Here is a 19,482-nt window from a genome sequence, read left to right as displayed (position 1 = left end):
CAAGCGCGCATCTCCCTACATTCCCCACCGCGACCACATACCTTGTTGCCCGAGGTATCGGGTTGTACTGTGGTGTCGTGTCGAACAAGGGGGACACTGCGCCGGAAGACGAGGCGGCCGGCCTCACCCGGTTGCGCCGCGAGCTCGCCCGGGGCACCGCAGAGCTGGCCGTCCTCTCCGTGCTCTCCTCCGGACGGCGCTACGGCTACGAGCTGCTGAAGTTGTTGCAGAGCGCCGGTGCCGGCGTGCTCGAACTCAAGGAGGGCACGCTCTATCCGCTGCTGCACCGCCTTGAGGACGCCGGGCACATCACTGCCGAGTGGGAGGCCGAGGGGCGGCAGCGGCCACGCAAGTACTACGCCCTCTCCACCACCGGGCGGGAGCGGCTGTCGCTGCTGCGCACCGAATGGAGCGGGCTGGTCGGCGCGCTGGGCGGCCTTCTCGACTCGCTCGACGCGTTGAATCACGACGGCGCTTCCGGCGCGGAAACGGATGCGACATGACCGACGATCGGCAGGCGATCGAAGCGTACGCGGCCCGGGTCGAGAGCCATCTGGTCGGTTCCGCGTCGTACCGGGCGGCGATCCGCGCGGAACTGCTCGACCATCTCGACGGTGCCGCCGACGCCGGTGAGCTTCCCGAGGCACTGCGACGGCTGGGTGATCCCGCAGCGGCTGCCACGCTGTTCGCGCAGGCCAGACCGCTGCCCCCCGCCCCGTTGACGCGACGCCTGGCGGCGGCAGTCGTCGACAATCTGCCCCTGGTCGGCGTGACTGTCGCACTGTTCGTACTCGATCTGGTCGACGGCGGCGGAGCGTTCGGCACCTTCCCGCCGTACGTGTACGTCCAGTTCGGGGATTCGGTCTGCCTCAGCGGTCCGGTCGGTCCGGGCTGCGGGGCGTACGACGATGCGGGTCTGCTCTACACCCTCGGTGTTCCGCTCACGCTGGCCTGGTCGATCCTCGGGCTGGGCCTGCTCGAGTGGCGGACCGGGTCCACCCCCGGCAAGCGGCTGCTCGGCCTCTCGGTGGTGACCGAGGCCGGTCTGCGCATCGGTGCGCTGGCCGGGATCGTCCGGCGGACCAGCCTCCTGCTCGGCCCGTTGGCCTGGTTGGACTGGATCCCGTTCCTGGCCGGCCGCCCCCGCCGGGTCTTCGACTACGTGGCCGGTACCCAGGTCGTCGGGCGGGCCGAGTCGTGACCGTGGCGAGAGTGGCCCGTCGGCTGGTCTTCGTCGCCGCTGCGCCGATCGGCGCGTCCGTGGGGATCGTGACCCTGCTGGTGACCGTCGCGGCAACCGGGCAGCGGATCCTGTCCACTATCGCCGGGGCACTCGCGCTCACGCTCGGTACGGCTGGGTTGGCGTGGTGGGCCGTCCGAGGGGTCCGTTGGCGGGCCGGTCTCACCATCGGCGTCACCATCCTGACGTTCGGGCTGGTGGCAACCGTGGTGGGAACGCTCGTCTACGCGCCCGCCCCGCCGTACACCGCCTATCCCGCGTCGCCGGCCGTCCGGTACTGGGAGCTGTCGACGGGTTCGCGGATCGCGTACACCAGAACCGCCGCAATCGCGACGGCGCGGGCCACGCCGGTGATCCTGGTCCACGGTGGACCCGGCGCGCCCGACAGTCCGGACCCGGAGCCGTCGGCGGCGCTCGCGGCGGCCGGTTTCGACGTGTACGCCTACCACCAGCTCGGCGCCGGGCTGTCCGGGCGGCTGGCCGACGCCTCCGGTTACACGGTCGCCCGGCACGTGGCCGACCTGGAGGCCATCCGCGTCACGCTCGGTGCCGAGCGGATGGTGCTGATCGGCGCCTCCTGGGGTGGCCAGCTGATCGCGAACTACCTGGCCGCGCACCCCGGCCGGGTGGAGAGGGCGGTCGTCTCCTCGCCCGGGGTCATCTGGGCACCCGCGTTCACCGATGCCGAACGGCTGACCGAGGCCGGGCGCCGCGACCAGAGCGAGATCGTCGCTGGTCAGCCGCGATTCGCACTCGCACACGCGCTGATGCACATGATCGGCCCGGGACCGGCCCGGTCGCTGCTTCCCGACGCCGCCATGGACGGCGTGTACCAGGCCGTCGTCGCCGACATCGACATGCGGCCCGGCTGCACTGCCCCGGCGGCGTCCACGGCGAACCCGAGCGACGACGCCCCGGTCGGGTTCGGGTTCTGGGCCAACGCCGCGACCGTGCACGACAGCCAGCGGATCGCCGATCCCCGGCCGCGCCTGCGCCAGGTGACCGCGCCGGTTCTCGTGCTCCGGGGCGAGTGCGACTACGTCGGCTGGGCCGTGGCCCGGGAGTACCGGGACCTACTGCCCGGGGCCGTGCTGCTGCTGATCGACGGCGCCGGACACAGCATCGCGGCGGACCAGCCACAGCGCCATCGAGAGGCGATCCTCGCGTTCCTGCTGGACAAGCCGCTGCCGGGCGACCCCTACACCGCCGCCGGCCCACCCTGGTGAACCAGCGTGGGCCGGGACGCGCCGGTCACCCGGCCGGCCGACCACCCCGGACGGTCAGTCGCCGTCGATTTCGACGTCGATGCCGACGTCCTCCAACGCGTCCTCAAGCTCGTCGAGATCTTCCTGGATCTCCTCTACGAGGTCGTCGAACATCCCGCTGACCCACCCTTCTGCCGAGCGTGCGAACGCCTCGCGAACCGCGAAGCGTTAATACCGTACTTTTTACGCAAAACGCCGTCAACAACTTCGGGTGGCCGCTGGACGCAACGGTGTCGTGCGCCGAGTGTACGAAGTGGATTCGACGAACCGACGACGAAAAACAAGCAGTCTTGACTGTTTGTTTGCGGCGGGGCAGGCTGTTCCCGTGCCCACCACACCGACCCGTACGCCCCAGCGGGAACGCAGCCGGGCCACCCAGGCCCGGGTGTTGGAAGCCACTGTGGACTGTCTGGTCGAGCGGGGCTGGTCCGGCACCACCACCACCGTGGTGGCCGCTCGGGCGGGCGTCTCCAGGGGCGCCCAACTGCACCACTACCCCACCAAGAGCACGCTGGTGATGGCCGCCGTCGAGCACCTCGCCGAGCGCCGGGCGGCGGAGATCCGCGCCGAGGCGGCCGACCTGCCGGCCGGTCCCGAGCGGCTCGACCGGGTGATCGACATGCTGGCCAGCGCGTTCACCGGCCCACTCTTCGTCGCCGCCCTCGAACTGTGGGTCGCCGGCCGGACCGATCCGGAGTTGCGGGACGCGCTGGTGCCGCTGGAGGCCCGGGTCGGTCGGGAGATGCACCGGCTCACCGTCGACCTGCTCGGCGCCGACGAGCGGCAACCGGGGGTACGCGAGGCGATCCAGGCCACCCTCGACCTGCTCCGCGGGCTCGGGGTGGCCAACCTGCTCTCCGACGACTCGGCCCGGCGCGCCGCCCTGCTCAACCTCTGGAAACGACAACTCGCCTCGATCGTCGCCACCGCACAACACCGACCCGCACCGCAACGCCACTGAGCAGCACCGCAACGCCACTGAGCAGCACCGTGAGCTGCTGAACGAGCACCGTTGGCTGAGCAGCACCGTGACCGGCAAGGAGCCCGCGCATGGTCGACCTCGACACTCTGTTGACGGACCTGGCCGCCGAGTCGGCGGCGCTGGAGACGCTGGTGGTGAAGCTGCCCGAGTCTGACTGGGCCCGGCCCACCCCGGCGCCGGGCTGGACCGTCGCACACCAGATCGCCCACCTCGCCTGGACCGACCACGTCGCCACGCTGGCCGCCACCGACGTCGACGCGTTCGCCGAGTCGATCCGGCGCGCCGCAAGCGATCCATCCGGCTTCATCGACCGGGGCGCGGAGGAGTTCCTGGCCCCCGTACCCGAACTGCTGGACCGGTGGCGGGCCGGGCGGTCCGCGCTGGACCGGGCGCTGCGCGGCGTACCGCCCGGGGAGAGGTTGCCCTGGTACGGCACCCGGATGTCGGCCACCTCGATGGCCACTGCCCGGATCATGGAAACCTGGGCGCACGGCGAGGACGTCGCCGACACCCTCGGCATCAGCCGTACGCCGACCGCTCGGCTCCGGCACGTCGCCTACCTCGGCACCCGTACCGTCGGACACGCCTTCGCCACCCACGGCCGCCCGGTCCCCGACGCACCCGTACGCGTCGAACTGACCGGCCCCGACGGCGAGCCCTGGCACTTCGGGCCGGCAGACGCGGCGGACCGGATCTCCGGCCCCGCACTGGACTTCTGCCTGCTGGTCACCCAGCGGCGGCACCACAGCGACCTGGCCCTGGTCGCGGTCGGGCCGGTCGCCACCGAATGGCTCGACATCGCCCAGGTCTTCGCCGGCCCACCCGGCCCCGGCCGCCGGCCCGCCGACGACGCCGACGACGCCGGACCGGGTGGACGCGACGAGCCGGGTGGAGTGTCGTGATCGGCGCCAGCCCGGAGGTGCTGCGGATCGGCAACGCCTCCGGGTTCTACGGCGACCGCTCCAGCGCCTGGCGGGAGATGCTCGACGGCGGCGACCTCGACGTGCTGACCGGCGACTACCTGGCCGAGTTGACCATGCTGATCCTCGGTCGCGACCGGCAGCGCGACCCGCGACTCGGCTACGCCCGGACCTTCCTCCGGCAGCTCGAACCCTGCCTCGGCACCGCGCTGGACCGGAGCGTCCGGATCGTGACGAACGCGGGCGGGCTGCACCCGGCCGGCCTGGCCGCCGAACTGCGCGCCCTGGCCGACCGGCTCGGGCTGCCGGCCCGGATCGGGTACGTCGAGGGCGACGCGCTGGACCGGCCCGGCGCGCTGACCGCCAACGCGTACCTGGGGGCGTTCGGCATCGCCGCCTGCCTGGCCGCCGGGGCGGACGTGGTGGTGACCGGACGGGTCACCGACGCCTCGCTGGCGGTCGGCCCCGGAATCGCCCACTTCGGCTGGACCCACGCCGATCTCGACGCGCTGGCCGGTGCGACCGTCGCCGGCCACCTGCTGGAGTGCGGCGCCCAGGTCAGCGGCGGCAACTTCAGCTTCTTCACCGAGTTGCCGGACGGCGGGCGCCGCCCCGGCTTCCCCCTCGCCGAGCTGCACCGGGACGGCTCGGCGGTGCTCACCAAGCATCCCGGCACCGGCGGTGCGGTCACCAGGGAGACCGTCACCGCGCAACTGCTGTACGAGATCGCCGGCCCCGACTATCTCGGCCCGGACGTGGTGACCCGGCTCGACACGGTCACCCTGACCGACGCCGGACCCGATCGGGTACGCGTCAGCGGGGCGCGCGGCACTCCCCCGCCGCCCACCCTCAAGGTCGGGGTCACCCGGCTGGGCGGCTTCCGCAACTCGATGACCTTCGTCCTCTGTGGACTCGACATCGAGGCGAAGGCGGCACTGGTCCGGGATCAGCTCACCGATGCGGTCGGCACCGAAGGGTTGGAGTTCACGCTCGCCCGTACGGACCGTCCGGACGCGGCCGACACCGAGACGGCGAGTGCGCTGCTGCACGTACACCTCCGCGACGGTGACCCGAAGCGGGCCGGACGGGCCTTCTCGGCCGCCGCCGTCGAACTGGCCCTGGCCTCCTACCCCGGCTGTACCCTGACCACCCCGCCCGGCGACGCCAGCCCGTACGGGGTCTTCGCCGCCGAGGAGGTGGCCCAGGAACGGGTACGGCAGGTCGCCGTACTTCCCTCCGGCGACCGGGTCGAAATCGCACCTCCACCGATTACCACCGCAGCGCAGCACGAACAGCCGGTCACGGCGGCACAGCACGAGGAAGCGGGCGCACAGCACGAGGAACCGGCGGCACAGCACGAGGAAGCGGGCCACGAGTTCGACGGGCAGGTGCCGGGTGGGGGTGGCCCGACCCGGCGGGTGCCGTTGGGGACGGTGCTGGGTGCCCGGTCCGGTGACAAGGGCGGTGACGCCAACCTCGGGGTCTGGGCCCGGTCGGCCGCCGGTCACCGCTGGTTGCGCGGCTGGCTGACCGTCGAACGGCTGCGCACGCTGCTGCCGGAGACCGCCGCACTGCCGGTACGGCGATACGAGCTGCCGCACCTGCGCGCGGTCAACTTCGTGCTCACCGGGCTACTGGGCGCGGGTGCGGCCGGCTCGACCCGGTTCGACCCGCAGGCCAAGGCGCTCGGTGAACTGCTGCGCGCCCGCCTCGCCGACCTGCCGTCCGAACTGCTCGACGGGCAGACGGCCGGGCAGCGCAACGGACCAGCGATCGAGCAGCGCGACCCGGCGGCTGCCGAGCAGCGCCACGAAGCCGCAGCTGCCGAGCAGCGCCACGAAGCGGCGGTTGTCGAGGGGGCGGGATGAGTGGATCGGAGAGCCTGGAACGGCGGCAGCTCCGCGAGCTGACCCGGCGATTCGTCACCCGTGACGTGCTGCCGCACCTGGACGGGTGGGAGCGGTCCGGCGAGGTACCCCGAGGGTTGCACAGCACCGCCGCCGAACTGGGCCTGCTCGGGCTCGGCTTCCCGGATGCGGTCGGCGGTAGCGGCGGCGACCTGCGGGACAGCCTGCTGGTCACCGAGGAACTGATCCTGGCCGGTGGCTCCTCCGGGCTGGTCGCCGCGCTCTTCACCCACGGCATCGCCCTGCCGCACATGGTCACCGCCTGGCAGCAACACCACCAATCCGGTTCCGGACAGCGTGCCGCCACCGAGCTGGTCGACAGGTACGTCCGGCCAACCCTCGCCGGGGCGCGGATCGGGGCGCTCGCGGTCACCGAGCCGGACGGCGGCTCGGACGTGGCGGCGCTGCGCACCACCGCTCGGCGGGACGGTGCTGACTACCTGGTCAACGGCACGAAGACCTTCGTCACCAGCGGGGTACGGGCCGATTTCGTCACCACCGCCGTCCGGACCGGTCCACCCGGTGCGGCCGGCATCTCCCTGCTGGTGATCGACAAGGACGCACCGGGCTGCACCGTCGACCGCCGCCTCGACAAGCTCGGCTGGCACTGCTCCGACACCGCCACCCTCAGTTTCGTCGACGTGCGGGTCCCGGCGGGAAACCTCGTCGGCACCGAGAACGGCGGCTTCGCCGCCATCATGCGCCAGTTCGACACCGAACGGCTCTCCCTGGCCACCCAGGCGTACGCCACCGCGCAGCGCTGCCTCGACCTCACCCTGGCCTGGTGCCGCGACCGGCACACCTTCGGCGCTCCGCTCGTCGCGCGGCAGGTCGTCCGGCACCGGCTCGCCGAGATGGCCACCCGGACGGCGGCGGCCCGGGCGTACGTCCGGCAGGTCGCCGACCGGGTGGCGGCCGGCGAGGCGGTGCCGCACGAGGTGGCGATGGCCAAGAACGCCGCCGTCTCGGCCTGCGACCGCGTGGTCGACCAGGCCGTCCAACTGCACGGCGGCCACGGCTACCTGCGCGACAGCGAGGTGGAGCGGCACTACCGGGACGCCCGGATCCTGGGCATCGGCGGCGGCACCACGGAGATCATGAACGAGATCATCGCCAGGGGCCTGGGGATCTGAGGCGTGGACAGGAGGAACCGGTCGTGACCGTGTTACGGACGGCCGTCGATCCGGCGGCTGCGGCGTACCAGGAAAACCGGGCGGCGATGCTGGACCGGCTGGCGGAGCTGGAGAATGCGCTGGACGCCGCCCGGGCCGGCGGCGGCGAGCGGTACGTGGCCCGGCACCACGAGCGGGGCAAGCTCCTGGCCCGGGAACGCATCGAGCTGCTGCTCGACCGGGACGCGCCGTTCCTGGAACTCTCCCCGGTCGCCGCCTGGGGAACGGACTTCCCGACCGGCGCCGCTGTGGTCACCGGGATCGGCGTGGTCGAGGGGGTCGAGTGCGTCGTCGTCGCCAACGACCCGACGGTACGCGGCGGCGCGGTCAACCCGTACACCCTGCGCAAGACCCGGCGGGCCGGCGAGATCGCGCTGGCGAACCGGCTTCCAATGATCAACCTTGTCGAGTCGGGTGGCGCCGACCTGCCCAGCCAGGCGGAGATCTTCATTCCCGGCGGACGGGTCTTCCGGGACCTGACCCGGCTCTCGGCGGCCCGGATCCCGACCGTCTCGGTGGTGTTCGGCACCGCCACGGCAGGCGGGGCGTACGTGCCGGGGATGTCCGACTACACGATCATGGTGCGCGGCCGGGCGAAGGTCTTCCTGGCCGGGCCGCCACTGGTGAAGATGGCGACAGGTGAGGAGGCCGACGACGAGTCGCTGGGCGGTGCCGCCATGCACGCCGGTACCTCCGGGCTGGCCGACTTCGTCGCCGCCGACGAGCGGGACGGGCTGCGGCTGGCCCGGCAGTGCGTACGCCGGCTCGCCTGGCGCAAACACGGCCCGTCGCCCCGCACCGCCCGGCCCGAGCCGCCGAAGTACGACCCCGAAGAGCTCCTCGGCATCCCCAACGGTGACCTGCGGGTGCCGTTCGACCCGCGCGAGGTGCTGGCCCGGATCCTGGACGGCTCGGAGTTCGACGAGTTCAAGCCGGCCTACGGTCGCGCCCTGGCCACCGGCTGGGGCGAGCTGCACGGCTATCCGATCGGCGTACTGGCGAACGTGCAGGGAGTCCTCTTCTCCGAGGAGGCGCAGAAGGCGGCCCAGTTCATCCAGCTCGCCAACGCCGCCGACATCCCGCTGCTGTTCCTGCAGAACACCACCGGTTACATGGTCGGCACCGAGTACGAGCAGCGCGGCATCATCAAGCACGGCGCACTCATGATCAACGCGGTGTCGAACTCGACGGTGCCGCACCTGACGGTCAACCTCGGCGCCTCGTACGGGGCGGGCAACTACGGCATGTGCGGGCGGGCGTACGAGCCCCGTTTCCTCTTCACCTGGCCGAACGCCAGGTCGGCGGTGATGGGTCCGACCCAGCTCGCCGGGGTGCTCTCGATCGTGGCCCGGCAGGCTGCCCAGGCCAGGGGCCGGCCGTACGACGAGGACTCGGACGCCGTCATGCGAGCCATGGTGGAGCAGCAGATCGAGACCGAGTCGGCCGCACTGCACCTCTCCGGACGGCTCTACGACGACGGCGTCATCGACCCCCGCGACACCCGTACCGTGCTCGGCCTCTGCCTCTCCACCGTCCACAACGGACCCGTACGCGGCACCGACACCTTCGGCGTCTTCCGCCTCTGAGGTGTAAGGAAGGGCCCCCACTACAACAGAAAACGATAAGAAGGGGCCCTTCCTTACACCTCAGGCGCAACGACAAGGAGCAGCGATGATCCGCAGACTGCTGGTGGCCAACCGGGGCGAGATCGCTCGGCGGATCTTCGCTACCTGCCGCTCCCTCGGCATCGAGACGGTTGCCGTGCACTCCGACCCGGACGCCGACGCCCCGTACGTCGCCGAGGCCGATGTCGCGGTCAGGTTGCCGGGTGCCGCGCCGGTCGAGACGTACCTCCGGGGCGACCTGCTGGTCGAGGCGGCCCGGCGGAGTGGGGCGGACGCGGTGCACCCCGGTTACGGCTTCCTCGCCGAGCACGCCGGTTTCGCCAGCGCGGTCGGTGACGCCGGACTGACCTGGGTCGGCCCGCCCGCCAAGGCGATCGCGGCGATGGGTGACAAGACCGAGGCGAAGGCCCTGCTCGCCGACGCGGGCGTGCCGATGCTGCCGACGTACACCGCCGCCGATCAGGTCGAGACATTTCCGGTACTGGTCAAGGCGGCGGCCGGCGGCGGCGGGCGCGGGATGCGGATCGTCCGTGACCCGGCGGACCTCGCCGGGGCAATGGAGGCGGCCCGCCGGGAGGCCGCCGCCGCGTTCGGTGACGGCACGGTCTTCGTCGAGCCGTACGTCGAGCGGGCCCGGCACGTCGAGGTGCAGGTCGTCGCCGACGCGTACGGCACGGTGCTCTGCCTCGGCGAGCGCGAGTGCTCGATCCAGCGCCGGCACCAGAAGATCGTCGAGGAGACACCCTCGGTCGCGGTCGATCCGCGACTGCGGGCCGGGCTGGAAAGTGCGGCGGTGGCCGCCGTCCGCGCCGTCGACTATCTCGGGGCGGGTACCGTCGAGTTCCTGCTCACCCCGGCCGGCGAGTTCCACTTCCTGGAGATGAACACCCGGCTCCAGGTCGAGCACGCGGTCACCGAGTGCGTCACAGGTGTCGACCTGGTCCGGCTGCAACTGCTGGTCGCCGAGGGCGGCCGGCTGCCGACCGCCGCCCCGCCGGCGACCGGGCACGCCATCGAGGTACGCCTCTGCGCCGAGGATCCGGCCACCGACTGGTTGCCGGCCACCGGGACGCTGCACCGGTTCGCGGTGCCGGGGGTGACCACCGAGTTCGGCCCCGTCCCGCACCGCGACATCGGGCCACACCGCGACACCGGGCTGGGACGCGACGCCGGACCGCACCGCGAAGCCGGGGTGCGGCTCGACTCCGGGGTACGGCTCGATGCCGGGTTGCGGCTCGACTCCGGGGTGCGGGACGGCTCGGTGGTCGGGGTGCACTACGACTCGATGGTCGCCAAGCTGATCGCCTGGGCACCGACCCGGAACGAGGCGGCCCGGACGCTGGCCACCGCACTGCGCCGGGCGGAACTGCACGGCGTGACCACCAACCGGGACCTGCTGGTCCGGGTGCTCCGCTCGGCGGAGTTCCTGGCCGGCGAGATCGACACCGGTTTCCTCGACCGGCATCCGGAGGTCTTCGCCCCGCTGCTGCCACCGGACCGGCTGGGGCTGGCCGGGCTGGCCGCCGCGCTGGCCGGCGCCGCCGACCGCCGGGCCGCCGCGCCGGTGCTCGGCACGCTGCCCTCCGGCTGGCGCAACGTCCCCAGCACGCCACAGACCATCGGGTACGCCGGTCCGGCCGGCCCGGTCGAGGTCGACTACCGGCTGGACCGCTCCGGCGCACTGGTCGACTGGGCGGCCCGCCCCACGGGCGACACCCCCGGCCACCAGCCCGAGCCGGACCGGCAACCCGAGGTGGTACTGCTCGCCCTCGAGCCGTCCCGTGTCGTGCTGGCGGTCGACGGGGTACGCCAGACGTTCGCCGTACACCGGGTCGGCGAGATGTCCTTCGTGGACGGTCCGGACGGCTCGGTGACGTTCACCGAGCTGCCCCGGTTCGCCGAGCCGACACCCGAGCTGGCCGAGGGCTCGCTGTTGGCGCCGATGCCCGGCACGGTCAGCCGGGTACTGGTGACCGCCGGGCAGCGGGTCGCCGCCGGTGAACCGCTGCTCGTGCTGGAGGCGATGAAACTCGAACATCCGGTCACCGCCCCGGGCGCCGGGGTGGTGGCGGAACTGCCGGTCGGCACCGGTGCCCAGGTGGAGACCGGTGCGGTACTCGCCGTGGTCACCCCGCAGTAGTCCGGCCACCAATCCCCCGTCCCGTCGGACCCCTGGCTCGCTAGTCGGAAGGCAACCCGCATGGACTTCGACCCCACCCCCGAGCAACGGCAACTCCGTGAGGCCGTCCGGGCGCTCGGGAAGCGCTACGGCCACGACTACTTCGTCGCGAAGGCGAAGGCCGGCGAGCACACCACCGAACTCTGGGACGAGGCCGGCCGGCTCGGCTACCTCGGAGTCAACATCCCCACCGAGTACGGCGGCGGTGGCGGCGGCATCACCGAACTCGCCATCGTCTGCGAGGAACTGGCGGCGACCGGCTGCCCGCTGCTGCTCCTGGTCGTCTCGCCGGCCATCGCCGGTACGGTGATCGCCCGGCACGGCACCGAGGCGCAGCGCAGTACCTTCCTGCCCGGCCTCGCCGACGGCTCACTGAAGATCGCCTTCGCGATCACCGAGCCGGAGGCGGGTTCGAACTTCCACCGGCTCGGCACCGTCGCCCGCCGGGACGGCGCAGACTGGGTCCTCTCTGGCCGCAAGTGCTTCATCTCCGGTGTGGACGAGGCGCAGTACGTCCTGGTCGTCGCCCGGATCCCCGACGAGCCCACTGCCCCGGAGACTGCCACTGCCACCGCCCCGGACACTGCCGGTGCCGGTGCAGCTGCGCCCGGCGAACGGCTCCGGCCGGCGCTCTTCGTGGTCCCGACCGACGCCCCCGGGCTGACCAGATCCAAACTGGAGATGGAGATCGTCTCCCCGGAGAACCAGTGGCTGCTCTACCTCGACGAGGTACGCCTGCCCGGCGACGCCCTGATCGGCGCGACTGCCGAGCCGGACGGCCGGGACGGGCTGGACGCCGGACTGCCGGCCCTCTTCGCCGGGCTCAACCCCGAACGGATCACGGTCGCCGCGATGGGCGCCGGCACCGGCCGGTACGCGATCGAGCGCGCCTCCACCTACACCGCCACCCGTCGGGTCTGGGGGCGCCCCGTCGGTGCCCACCAGGGTGTCTCGCACCCGTTGGCACACGCCGCCGTCCAGGTGGAACTGGCCCGGTTGATGATCGCCAAGGCCGCCACCCTGTACGACGCCGGGCGGGACGTCGAGGCCGGCGTCGCCGCGAACCTCGCCAAGTACGCCTCGGCGGAGGCGGCGGCGCTGGCCGTGGACACCGCCATCCAGGTGCACGGCGGCAACGGGATGACCACCGACTACGGGGTGGCCACCCTGCTCGGCGCGGTACGGGCCGGCCGGATCGCCCCGGTCAGCCGCGAGATGATCCTCAACTTCGTCGCCCAACGGGTCCTCGGCCAACCGAAGAGCTACTGACCACCCGCAGCACGGCGGCTCAGTAGGCCGGGGTGGCGGTACGGCACTCCGCGTCGATCCGGTGCACCGGGCGTACCCGCCGACCCATCCCCTCCAGCAGTGAGTCCTCGACGTGGAAGCCGTGGATCCGCAGCCGGTAGCGGGGCAACTCCTCCTCGGTCGGGCAGAGCACCTGCGCCTCGACCGCGTCGGTCGGCACGTACCGGACACCGCCCCGTTCCTGGAGGATCACCATGCTGACGTCGTCCACCGTGATCACGTGCCCCCGGATCCGCTCGACCTCGCCGGCCGCCGGAGCCGGTGCGGCCGGCCCGTCCTCCGGGGCGGTCGGGGTGGCACCGGTGCCGTCGTCGGCGGCCCGGACGGTGGTGACGGTAAGCGGCAGCACCGGGGTGGTGATCACCGGCAGCGCCGCCCAGCAGAGCATCACCAGCACCGCCACCTGCACCGTCACGCCGAGCGGCCGCACCACCGCCACCGGTACCGGCCCGGTGACGAGCAGGGCCAGCAGCGGCGGGGCGGCGATCACGAGTACCGCGAACACCTCCCGCTGCCGCCACGCCTCGCTCAGGGTCGGCAGCATCAGCAGCGCGTAGCCGGCCACCAGCGCGGCGAGGAGCAGCAGCCGGGGGATCCGCCGCTCGTCGAGCCGGGCCGGGCCGAACTGGAACGCGGCGGCGAACGCCGGCAGCAGCAGCGGCAGGTAGAGGATCGGCCAGGTGGCGAGCGCGACGGCGAAGCTGGCGATCACCACCCACGGCGGGGTGATCGCCCGCCAGCGGGCGAAGAGCGGCGGATGCCGCCCGATCCGGTGCGTCGGGTTCGCCTCGGCGCTGGCCAGCAGCACGGCGCCGATCGCGAAGACCGCGACCAGCCCGGCCGAGACCAGCCGGGCGGCGGTGGTGACCAGCGCGGCTGCCAGGTTTACCGGGTTCACGTTGGCGACGAGCAGCAGGGTGGTCTGCAACTCGCCGCCGGCCTCGACGCCGAGCCGGAGTACCGAGAAGATCGCCGGCACCCCGACGACGAGCGTCCAGAAGGACTGACTGGCCCGGGACCTGCGCTCGGCGGCGTCCACCGCGGAGGGCCAGCCCGGCGCCGGCCCGTCGGTCACAGGCCCGTCGGTCACCGTTCCGTCGGTCACAGGCCCGTCTGTCACCGGGGCAATGCGGTTCTGCTCGGCCAGGGTCACACCGGCGCCTTCTCGTCGAAGTCGACCAGGTCCGGGACGTTGAGCGGTGGCGGCTGCTGGCGGTCGGCGCCGAGCCACGGCCCGAGGTTGCGGTGGTACGCGCTGAGCCACGGACTCGTCCGGCCGTCCCGCCCCTGCCGGTAGCTCTTCTGGAGGAAAAAGGCGACCAGGTCACGGAGTGCCGGATCGCTGATCGGCACCCCGACGCCGAGCTGCTCGCTGGTGCCGAACGGCATGTCGACGATCTCGAACTTGCCCGGATGGTGGGAACGGAACCCGGCGAGGATCGTCTCGTCGGAGCTCACCGCGTCGTACCTGCCCTCGATGATCCCTTTGACGCAGTCCCCGACGTTCTTGACCACCAGCGCCTTGACCTCGTGTTTCTCCAGTTCGGCCTCGGTGGTCGAGCCGCCGCCGACGCAGATCCGGAAGCCGGGGGCCCGCAGGTCCTCGATCGTGCGGACCCGGTCCTTCAGCGCGATCGGGATCATCACCTCCTGGGTGGTGACGAAGTACGGCCCGGCGAAGCTGACCAGCTTCTGGCGTTCCTCGGTGATGGAGAAACTGGAGACCACCATGTCGACCTGCCCGCTCTGCAGGGCGGGGATCCGGTCCTCGGTGGCGAGGTGGATGAACTCGATCCGCTCGTCCCCGGCGTACCCGAGCGAGGCCGCGATGTAGCGGGCGATGTCGATGTCGAACCCGGAGTACTTGCCGGTGTCGTCCAGTACGCCCATCAGTGGTTCGTAGGTGGCGACCCCGATCCGCAGCCTGCTCTGGCCGTGGATGTGCGACTGCTTGAGTTTCTCCTGCACCGAAGGGGGTTCGGGACCGCGCCGGCTGTCGCAACCGGCTCCGGCGGCGAGCAGCAGGGTGAGCACGACCGCCATGGTCGTGCCGAGGAGCCGTACCCGGCCTCTGGGTGATGTCTCGGTCATCGGCGGACCCCGGTCTGAAGGATGGGGGATGCTATCGCCGAGCGTAACGGTCAACGTCCACTTCGGTGTTCAACACGGCAGGCGGTCAGCTCGCTGTGCGCAGGGGTCAGCTCGCTGTGAGGGTGGGGCCGGTGAGCCGGTCGACGCCCTTGCCGGCCAGGCAGCGAAAGGTCCGCTCGACTCCGCCGGCCGGTGGTGGAAGTACCTCGAAGCGCCACGGTTCGACGTCGATCAGGGTGGTGGTGTGCCGGAAGACGGTGGGGTTGCAGACCTGGCGGATGGTGGTGTGGTCCTTCACCGCCGCGTGGTCGGCCGGGTCCAGCCCCACCGGAAGGTCTCCCTCGGCATAGGACTCCCAGGTGTGCCGGCCGGAGCAGGAGGTCTTGGTCGCCTCCGCCGCGGTCCCCCGGAGCCGGACCGGGCCGAAGCACTCCAGCTCGACCGGGCAGCGGGCGGCCTCGGGCAGCGGCAACTGGCAGCCCGGCAGCGCGCCGATCCCCAGCGGCGGCCGGCTGGCGGTCGGAGCTGCCGTCGTCGCCACCGCCCGCCCGGTCGGCGACGGGCCCGGCAGTCCCCGGGTGGCGACGAACCAGGAGCCGCCGGCGATGCTGGCGAGCAGGGCCAGCACGCCGAGCCCGCCGAAGATCCAGTAGCGCCGCTTGCGGCGGCTGGGCCGGGAGACGGTCGGCTCCCCGTCGACCTCCGGCTGGCCGGAGCCGGACCGGGGTGGTGGTGGCGTGTAGGACTTCGAAAGATAGACGCTGGGCGGGGCGCCGCCCGAGGTCGGTGCCCCGGAGATGGGGACGCCGGAAATCGGCACACCCGAGACCGGCACACCCGAGACCGGCGCGCCGGAGACCGGGGCTCCCGAGGTCGGCGTGCGGGGTGCGGGCGTACCGGCGGGACCCGACGTCGCCCCGGAGCCCACCGATGCCGACCCGCTGACCCCGGCCGGGGCGCCGGACGGCCAGGACCCGCTGGTGACCGGGATTCCGGAAACCGGGATCCCCGACACCGGCACGGCGGCCACCACTGTCGGGTTCGGCGTGTGCGTCACGGTCGGCGGATCCAGCGGTACGGCGGCGAGCAGGTCCCGCAGTTGCTCGGCGCTGGGCCGGTCGGCCGGATCGTTGGCCATCCCGTAACGGAGCAGGTCGAGCAACCGGGTCGGTACGCCCGGCAGCTCGGGGATCGGCTCGGTGAAGAGTTCGAGCAGGGTGAGCAGTCCGGGGTTGCGATCGGCCTGCCAGCGCGGCGGCTTGCCGTGCATCACCGCGTAGAGGGTGGCGCAGAGTGCGTACACGTCGACGGCGGGCGACGGCGGGCTGTGCCGGAACATCTCCGGTGGCGCGTACGCCGGGGTGAGCACCTCCAGGGTGATCGCCGTGTCCCGCGCCTCGGCGAGTACGGCCAGCCCGAAGTCGGCGAGCGCCGGCTCGTTGAACCGGGAGTAGAGGATGTTGGCCGGCTTGACGTCCCGGTGCAGTACTCCGAGGTGGTGGGCGTCGGCGAGCGCGTCGGCGATCTTCACTCCGACGTCGCGCGCCTCGGCCGGGGTCAGCGGCGAGGTACGCATCCGTTCGGCGTACGACCCGTCGCAGAGTTCCATGATCAGGTATGGGTGCTGGTCCTCGGTTACCCCGGCGTCGAAGAGGTCCACCACGTGCGGATGGGACGACATCCGGCCGGCGGCCCGCGCCTCGCGGAGGAAACGGCGCTGGTCCCGCTCGCTGTCCAGGGTGCGGTTCTCGACCTTCACCGCGACCTCGCGCCCCACGGACTGCTGGGTGGCGCGGTAGACGGTGGCGTAACCACCTCGGGCAAAAACCTGCAAATCGGTTAGACCGGGCACGACGGGCAGCGGCAGCGCGCCTGGCGGGGTGTCGGTCACAGAGTCGAAAATACCGGGAACATGAGTCGGTTCAGCCCCCCGCACCGGTGGCTGTTACCGGCTGGTTGCCATTCCGGCGCCGGTCGTACCAGAGTCCGGCGGCTGTGGCAACCGCACCCAGACCCTCCCATAGCGCGACTCCGAGGAACCGACCCGGCGCCGCCTCGGTCAGCACCAGGACGGTAAAGACCGTGAAGGTGAGCGCCCGGAACAGCACGGTGAACCCGAAGAAGGGCCGCCAGTCCGTCCACGCGGCGAGCAGGTAGTAGACGCCCATGTTGAACGAGGCCATCGACGATGCGGCGACGAAGGTCCTGGTGTGGTCGCCGTCGGCCCGCTCGGCCGGCGCGAGCACCTCGAAGCCGAGCATCGCCAGCAGCCAGTCCGGGCGGACCAGGCCCACGGCACCGAGCAGCAGGGCGAGTCCGCCGAAGACGGCGATGGTCCAGCCTGCGACCGAGCGGGGCAGCCTCACCTACGGTCCTCCGTGCCGGCGCCGGTCCGCTGTAGACGGCGGTGGGGCCAGGCTAACGGCTACCCGACCCAGGCGGTACCCCGAAGATCGACAGATTCGGTACCCAACGCCTGATCGACTTCTCCGCGCACCGGCCGCACGGTCCGAGCGCGGGCCCGCCCGCTGCCCGTCCGTCCCAGGCCGGAGTCTTTCTAGGCCGGAGTCTCCCCGGCAAGGGCGGTCGGCGCCGGAAGCTCCCCGGCGATCCGCTGCCGGACCACCAGCCGTTGCGCGGTCGCAGGCGTGGACGACCGGACCAGCCGGTCCCGCAACTCCTCCGCCGCGGCCCGCTCACTTGTCTGCTGCGTCGAGTACGCCAACCGGACCGCCTCCTCGGCGACCTCCACCGCCTCCGCCGACTGCCCCGCTTCGGCAAGCGCCTCGGCGAGTACCCGTGCGGCGATCACCCGACTGCGGATGTCCTCGCCCGGAGCCTCGACCGCCTGCCGGGCCCAGTCCAGCGCCGCCGCCGTCTGCCCGTCGGCCAGCAGCGCGGAGGCGTACCGGGCCAGGGCCTGGCGGCGGCTGAACAGCACCGACGGCACCGCACCCGCCGCCGCGATCGGTTCCAGCAGGCTCACCGCGGTCGCCGCGTCGCCGTCGGCCAGCCGGCTCGCGGCGAGCAGCATCCGGGGACCGAGCTGGGTCGGCGCCAGCGGATTGTGCGGCTCCACCGCCGCCAGCACCGCCTCGGCGTCCTGCTCCGCCGCCGCGACGTCGCCCCGATCGAGTGCCACGAACCCGCGCAGCGTGCCGGCCAGCCCGGTAAGCAGCGGGTGCGAGGTGCGCTTGCCGTACCCGAGCGCGTCGGTGAGCAGGTCTGTGGCGTGCTCCGGCTCGCCGACACCACGCGCCACCGCACCGCGTACGACCAGGGCGAAGCCCCGGCCCCAGTCGTCGGAGGCGGCGACGAAGTCCCGGTACGCCCGCCGTGCCTCGCGGTCGGCGTCGGCGAGTTCACCCAGTTCGGCAGCGGCGAACGCCTCCACGGCGCGCAGTGTGCCCACCGCCCACGCCTCGCTGACCCGCTCGCCGAAGGGCAGGAAGATCTGGGCCAGTCGGCGGGCCTCGCCGAGCCGGCCGGCGAGCAGCCGGGCGAACGCGGTGGTACCGCGCAGCCAGGCCCGACCCACCGGATCGTCGATCTGCGCGAAGAGCCGGGCCGCCCGACCCAGCACCGCGTCGGTGCCGGCGAAGTCGCCCCGGGTGGTGGTGACCCAGGCCAGGTTCTGGAGTGACCAGGCCTGCCCCCGGGGATCGTCGGCATCCAGGTTCACCTGGTAGGCACCGGCGAACCGGCTGCTGGCCTGGCTCAGCCGGCCGCTGACGAAGTCGGCCATCCCGAGCCGCCGCATCGCCGAGGCGCGGGGCCCCGGCAGGTCGTGCCGGGTGGCCACCTGCAACGCCTCCTGCCAGGAGTTCACCGCCCGTGCCTGGTCACCGAGCGCCTGGTACGCCTGACCGGCCACGAGCAGCGCCCCGGCCCGTACCGCCACGTCGTCCCCGGCGTTCGCCCCGATCTTCTCGGCGAAGGCGAGCGCGTCGGCGATCCGCCCCACCTGGAGCAGCGCTCGGGCGTGCACCAGCCGGTCGCCACCGGGTACGGACTCTCCGGCGAGCCGGGCGGCCCGCTCGGCGTACTCGACGGCCTGTGCCGGCTCCCCGGCGGCGAGTGCCCGGCGGGCGGAGCGGCTCAGCGCGGCCATGCCGAGCGGCGCCACGTTCCGGGCGGTCGCGTCGGGGCGCAAACTGACCACGTCGGCGAGCGCGCTGGCCCGCTCGGCGTGCTCGGCGATGAAGGCGTCGCGTTCGGCGACCGGCAGCCCGCTCGCCCCGTTGCCGGTCCGGCCCGGCTCGCCCGGACCGGTGCCCGGGTCCGGCGGCGCCGCCCACTCGGCGAGCGCGGCGTGCCGGTCGGCGAGATCGGCCTTGCCGATGCCGGCGTAGACGGCCTCCCGCATCAGCGGGGTGGCGAAAATGTAACCGTCCCGGTTGCGGTGCAGCATCCGGCGCTGGAGCAGCTCCTCGACGGCCCGCTCCAGCTCGACGGCGAGGACCGCTGTGGGCCGCCCGTCGCGCCCGGCCCGCCGCTCGCGCAGCGCCTCCAGCGCACCGGCCGGGACCGTGTCCCCGACCACCGCGGCGTCCCGCAGCGCCGCCCTGGCGTCGGGCGGCAACGCGTCGATCCGGGCCGCCAGCACGGCGGCGAGGTCCCGGGAGAGCAGCCGGCTGCCCAGCGAACCCGGCGCCAGCCGCCAGATGATGCTGGCCCCGGTGGCGGCGGCCGGGCTCGGCGCCACCGTGCCGGATGCCGCCTTGGCTCCCCGGCCGCCATCCGAGCCGGCCGGTCCGCCGTCGCGGCCACCGGCCCGTTCACCCGGCGCGGTG

The 19,482-nt window shown here is 72.8% G+C and carries 14 protein-coding genes and 1 pseudogene; 10 read left to right on the top strand and 5 right to left on the bottom strand.

All coding sequences use genetic code 11. The features are described from left to right. Window positions 1–77: 77 nt before the first annotated feature. The 10 genes from CLT71_RS24230 to CLT71_RS24185 all read left to right on the top strand — a co-directional run bounded on the left by CLT71_RS24230 (window position 78) and on the right by CLT71_RS24185 (window position 12,559). Window positions 78–503 carry a PadR family transcriptional regulator gene (locus tag CLT71_RS24230; RefSeq protein WP_101369127.1) on the top strand — a complete coding sequence of 142 codons (426 nt, stop codon included), beginning with the start codon at window positions 78–80 and terminating at the stop codon, window positions 501–503. Further along, a complete protein-coding gene (locus CLT71_RS24225) occupies window positions 500–1,201 on the top strand; it encodes an RDD family protein (protein ID WP_101369126.1) in 702 nt (233 codons plus the stop codon). Before CLT71_RS24230 ends, CLT71_RS24225 begins: the two co-directional genes overlap by 4 nt. An 11-nt stretch (window positions 1,202–1,212) precedes the next feature. Then, window positions 1,213–2,466, top strand: a complete 1,254-nt coding sequence (locus CLT71_RS24220; protein WP_158242296.1) for an alpha/beta hydrolase — start codon at window positions 1,213–1,215, stop codon at window positions 2,464–2,466. A gap of 364 nt (window positions 2,467–2,830) precedes the next feature. Then, window positions 2,831–3,466: a TetR/AcrR family transcriptional regulator gene (locus tag CLT71_RS24215; RefSeq protein ID WP_101369124.1), complete on the top strand. Its 636-nt coding sequence runs from the start codon at window positions 2,831–2,833 to the stop codon at window positions 3,464–3,466. An 89-nt stretch (window positions 3,467–3,555) separates the two neighbouring features. Beyond that, the gene (locus CLT71_RS24210; protein ID WP_101369123.1) at window positions 3,556–4,389 is read left to right on the top strand and encodes a TIGR03084 family metal-binding protein; all 834 of its coding nucleotides are present in this window, start codon (window positions 3,556–3,558) and stop codon (window positions 4,387–4,389) included. Between the two features lie 77 nt (window positions 4,390–4,466). Continuing rightward, the gene (locus CLT71_RS24205; protein ID WP_486483724.1) at window positions 4,467–6,275 is read left to right on the top strand and encodes an acyclic terpene utilization AtuA family protein; all 1,809 of its coding nucleotides are present in this window, start codon (window positions 4,467–4,469) and stop codon (window positions 6,273–6,275) included. Continuing rightward, window positions 6,272–7,447, top strand: a complete 1,176-nt coding sequence (locus CLT71_RS24200; RefSeq protein WP_101369121.1) for an acyl-CoA dehydrogenase family protein — start codon at window positions 6,272–6,274, stop codon at window positions 7,445–7,447. Before CLT71_RS24205 ends, CLT71_RS24200 begins: the two co-directional genes overlap by 4 nt. Before the next feature lie 86 nt (window positions 7,448–7,533). Further along, on the top strand, window positions 7,534–9,072 hold the full coding sequence (locus CLT71_RS24195) for an acyl-CoA carboxylase subunit beta (RefSeq protein WP_486483723.1): 1,539 nt from the start codon (window positions 7,534–7,536) through the stop codon (window positions 9,070–9,072). 85 nt (window positions 9,073–9,157) lie between these two features. Continuing rightward, on the top strand, window positions 9,158–11,251 hold the full coding sequence (locus CLT71_RS24190) for an ATP-binding protein (protein WP_101369119.1): 2,094 nt from the start codon (window positions 9,158–9,160) through the stop codon (window positions 11,249–11,251). 60 nt (window positions 11,252–11,311) lie between these two features. Continuing rightward, window positions 11,312–12,559, top strand: coding sequence for an acyl-CoA dehydrogenase family protein (locus CLT71_RS24185; RefSeq protein ID WP_101369118.1), 1,248 nt, complete (start codon window positions 11,312–11,314; stop codon window positions 12,557–12,559). A 19-nt stretch (window positions 12,560–12,578) separates the two neighbouring features. Here the strand turns inward: CLT71_RS24185 and CLT71_RS24180 are convergent, their stop codons facing one another. The 5 genes and pseudogenes from CLT71_RS24180 to CLT71_RS38185 form a co-directional block, all read right to left on the bottom strand. Then, complete coding sequence (locus CLT71_RS24180) at window positions 12,579–13,688, bottom strand: hypothetical protein (RefSeq protein ID WP_143743588.1); 1,110 nt, start codon at window positions 13,686–13,688, stop codon at window positions 12,579–12,581. Window positions 13,689–13,747: 59 nt separating this feature from the next. Beyond that, window positions 13,748–14,689, bottom strand: coding sequence for a transporter substrate-binding domain-containing protein (locus CLT71_RS24175; RefSeq protein WP_101369116.1), 942 nt, complete (start codon window positions 14,687–14,689; stop codon window positions 13,748–13,750). Window positions 14,690–14,795: 106 nt separating this feature from the next. Next, entirely contained in the window at window positions 14,796–16,580 is a 1,785-nt protein-coding gene (locus CLT71_RS24170; RefSeq protein WP_101369115.1) for a serine/threonine protein kinase, read from the bottom strand. A 31-nt stretch (window positions 16,581–16,611) separates the two neighbouring features. Further along, entirely contained in the window at window positions 16,612–17,055 is a 444-nt protein-coding gene (locus tag CLT71_RS24165) for a hypothetical protein (protein WP_101369114.1), read from the bottom strand. A gap of 191 nt (window positions 17,056–17,246) precedes the next feature. After that, window positions 17,247–19,439, bottom strand: a pseudogene (locus CLT71_RS38185) (ATP-binding protein); the annotation flags it as partial. Window positions 19,440–19,482 lie beyond the last annotated feature (43 nt).

The sequence above is a fragment of the Plantactinospora sp. CNZ320 genome, from assembly GCF_002846275.1.
This window is presented reverse-complemented; position numbering and strand designations above follow the sequence as displayed.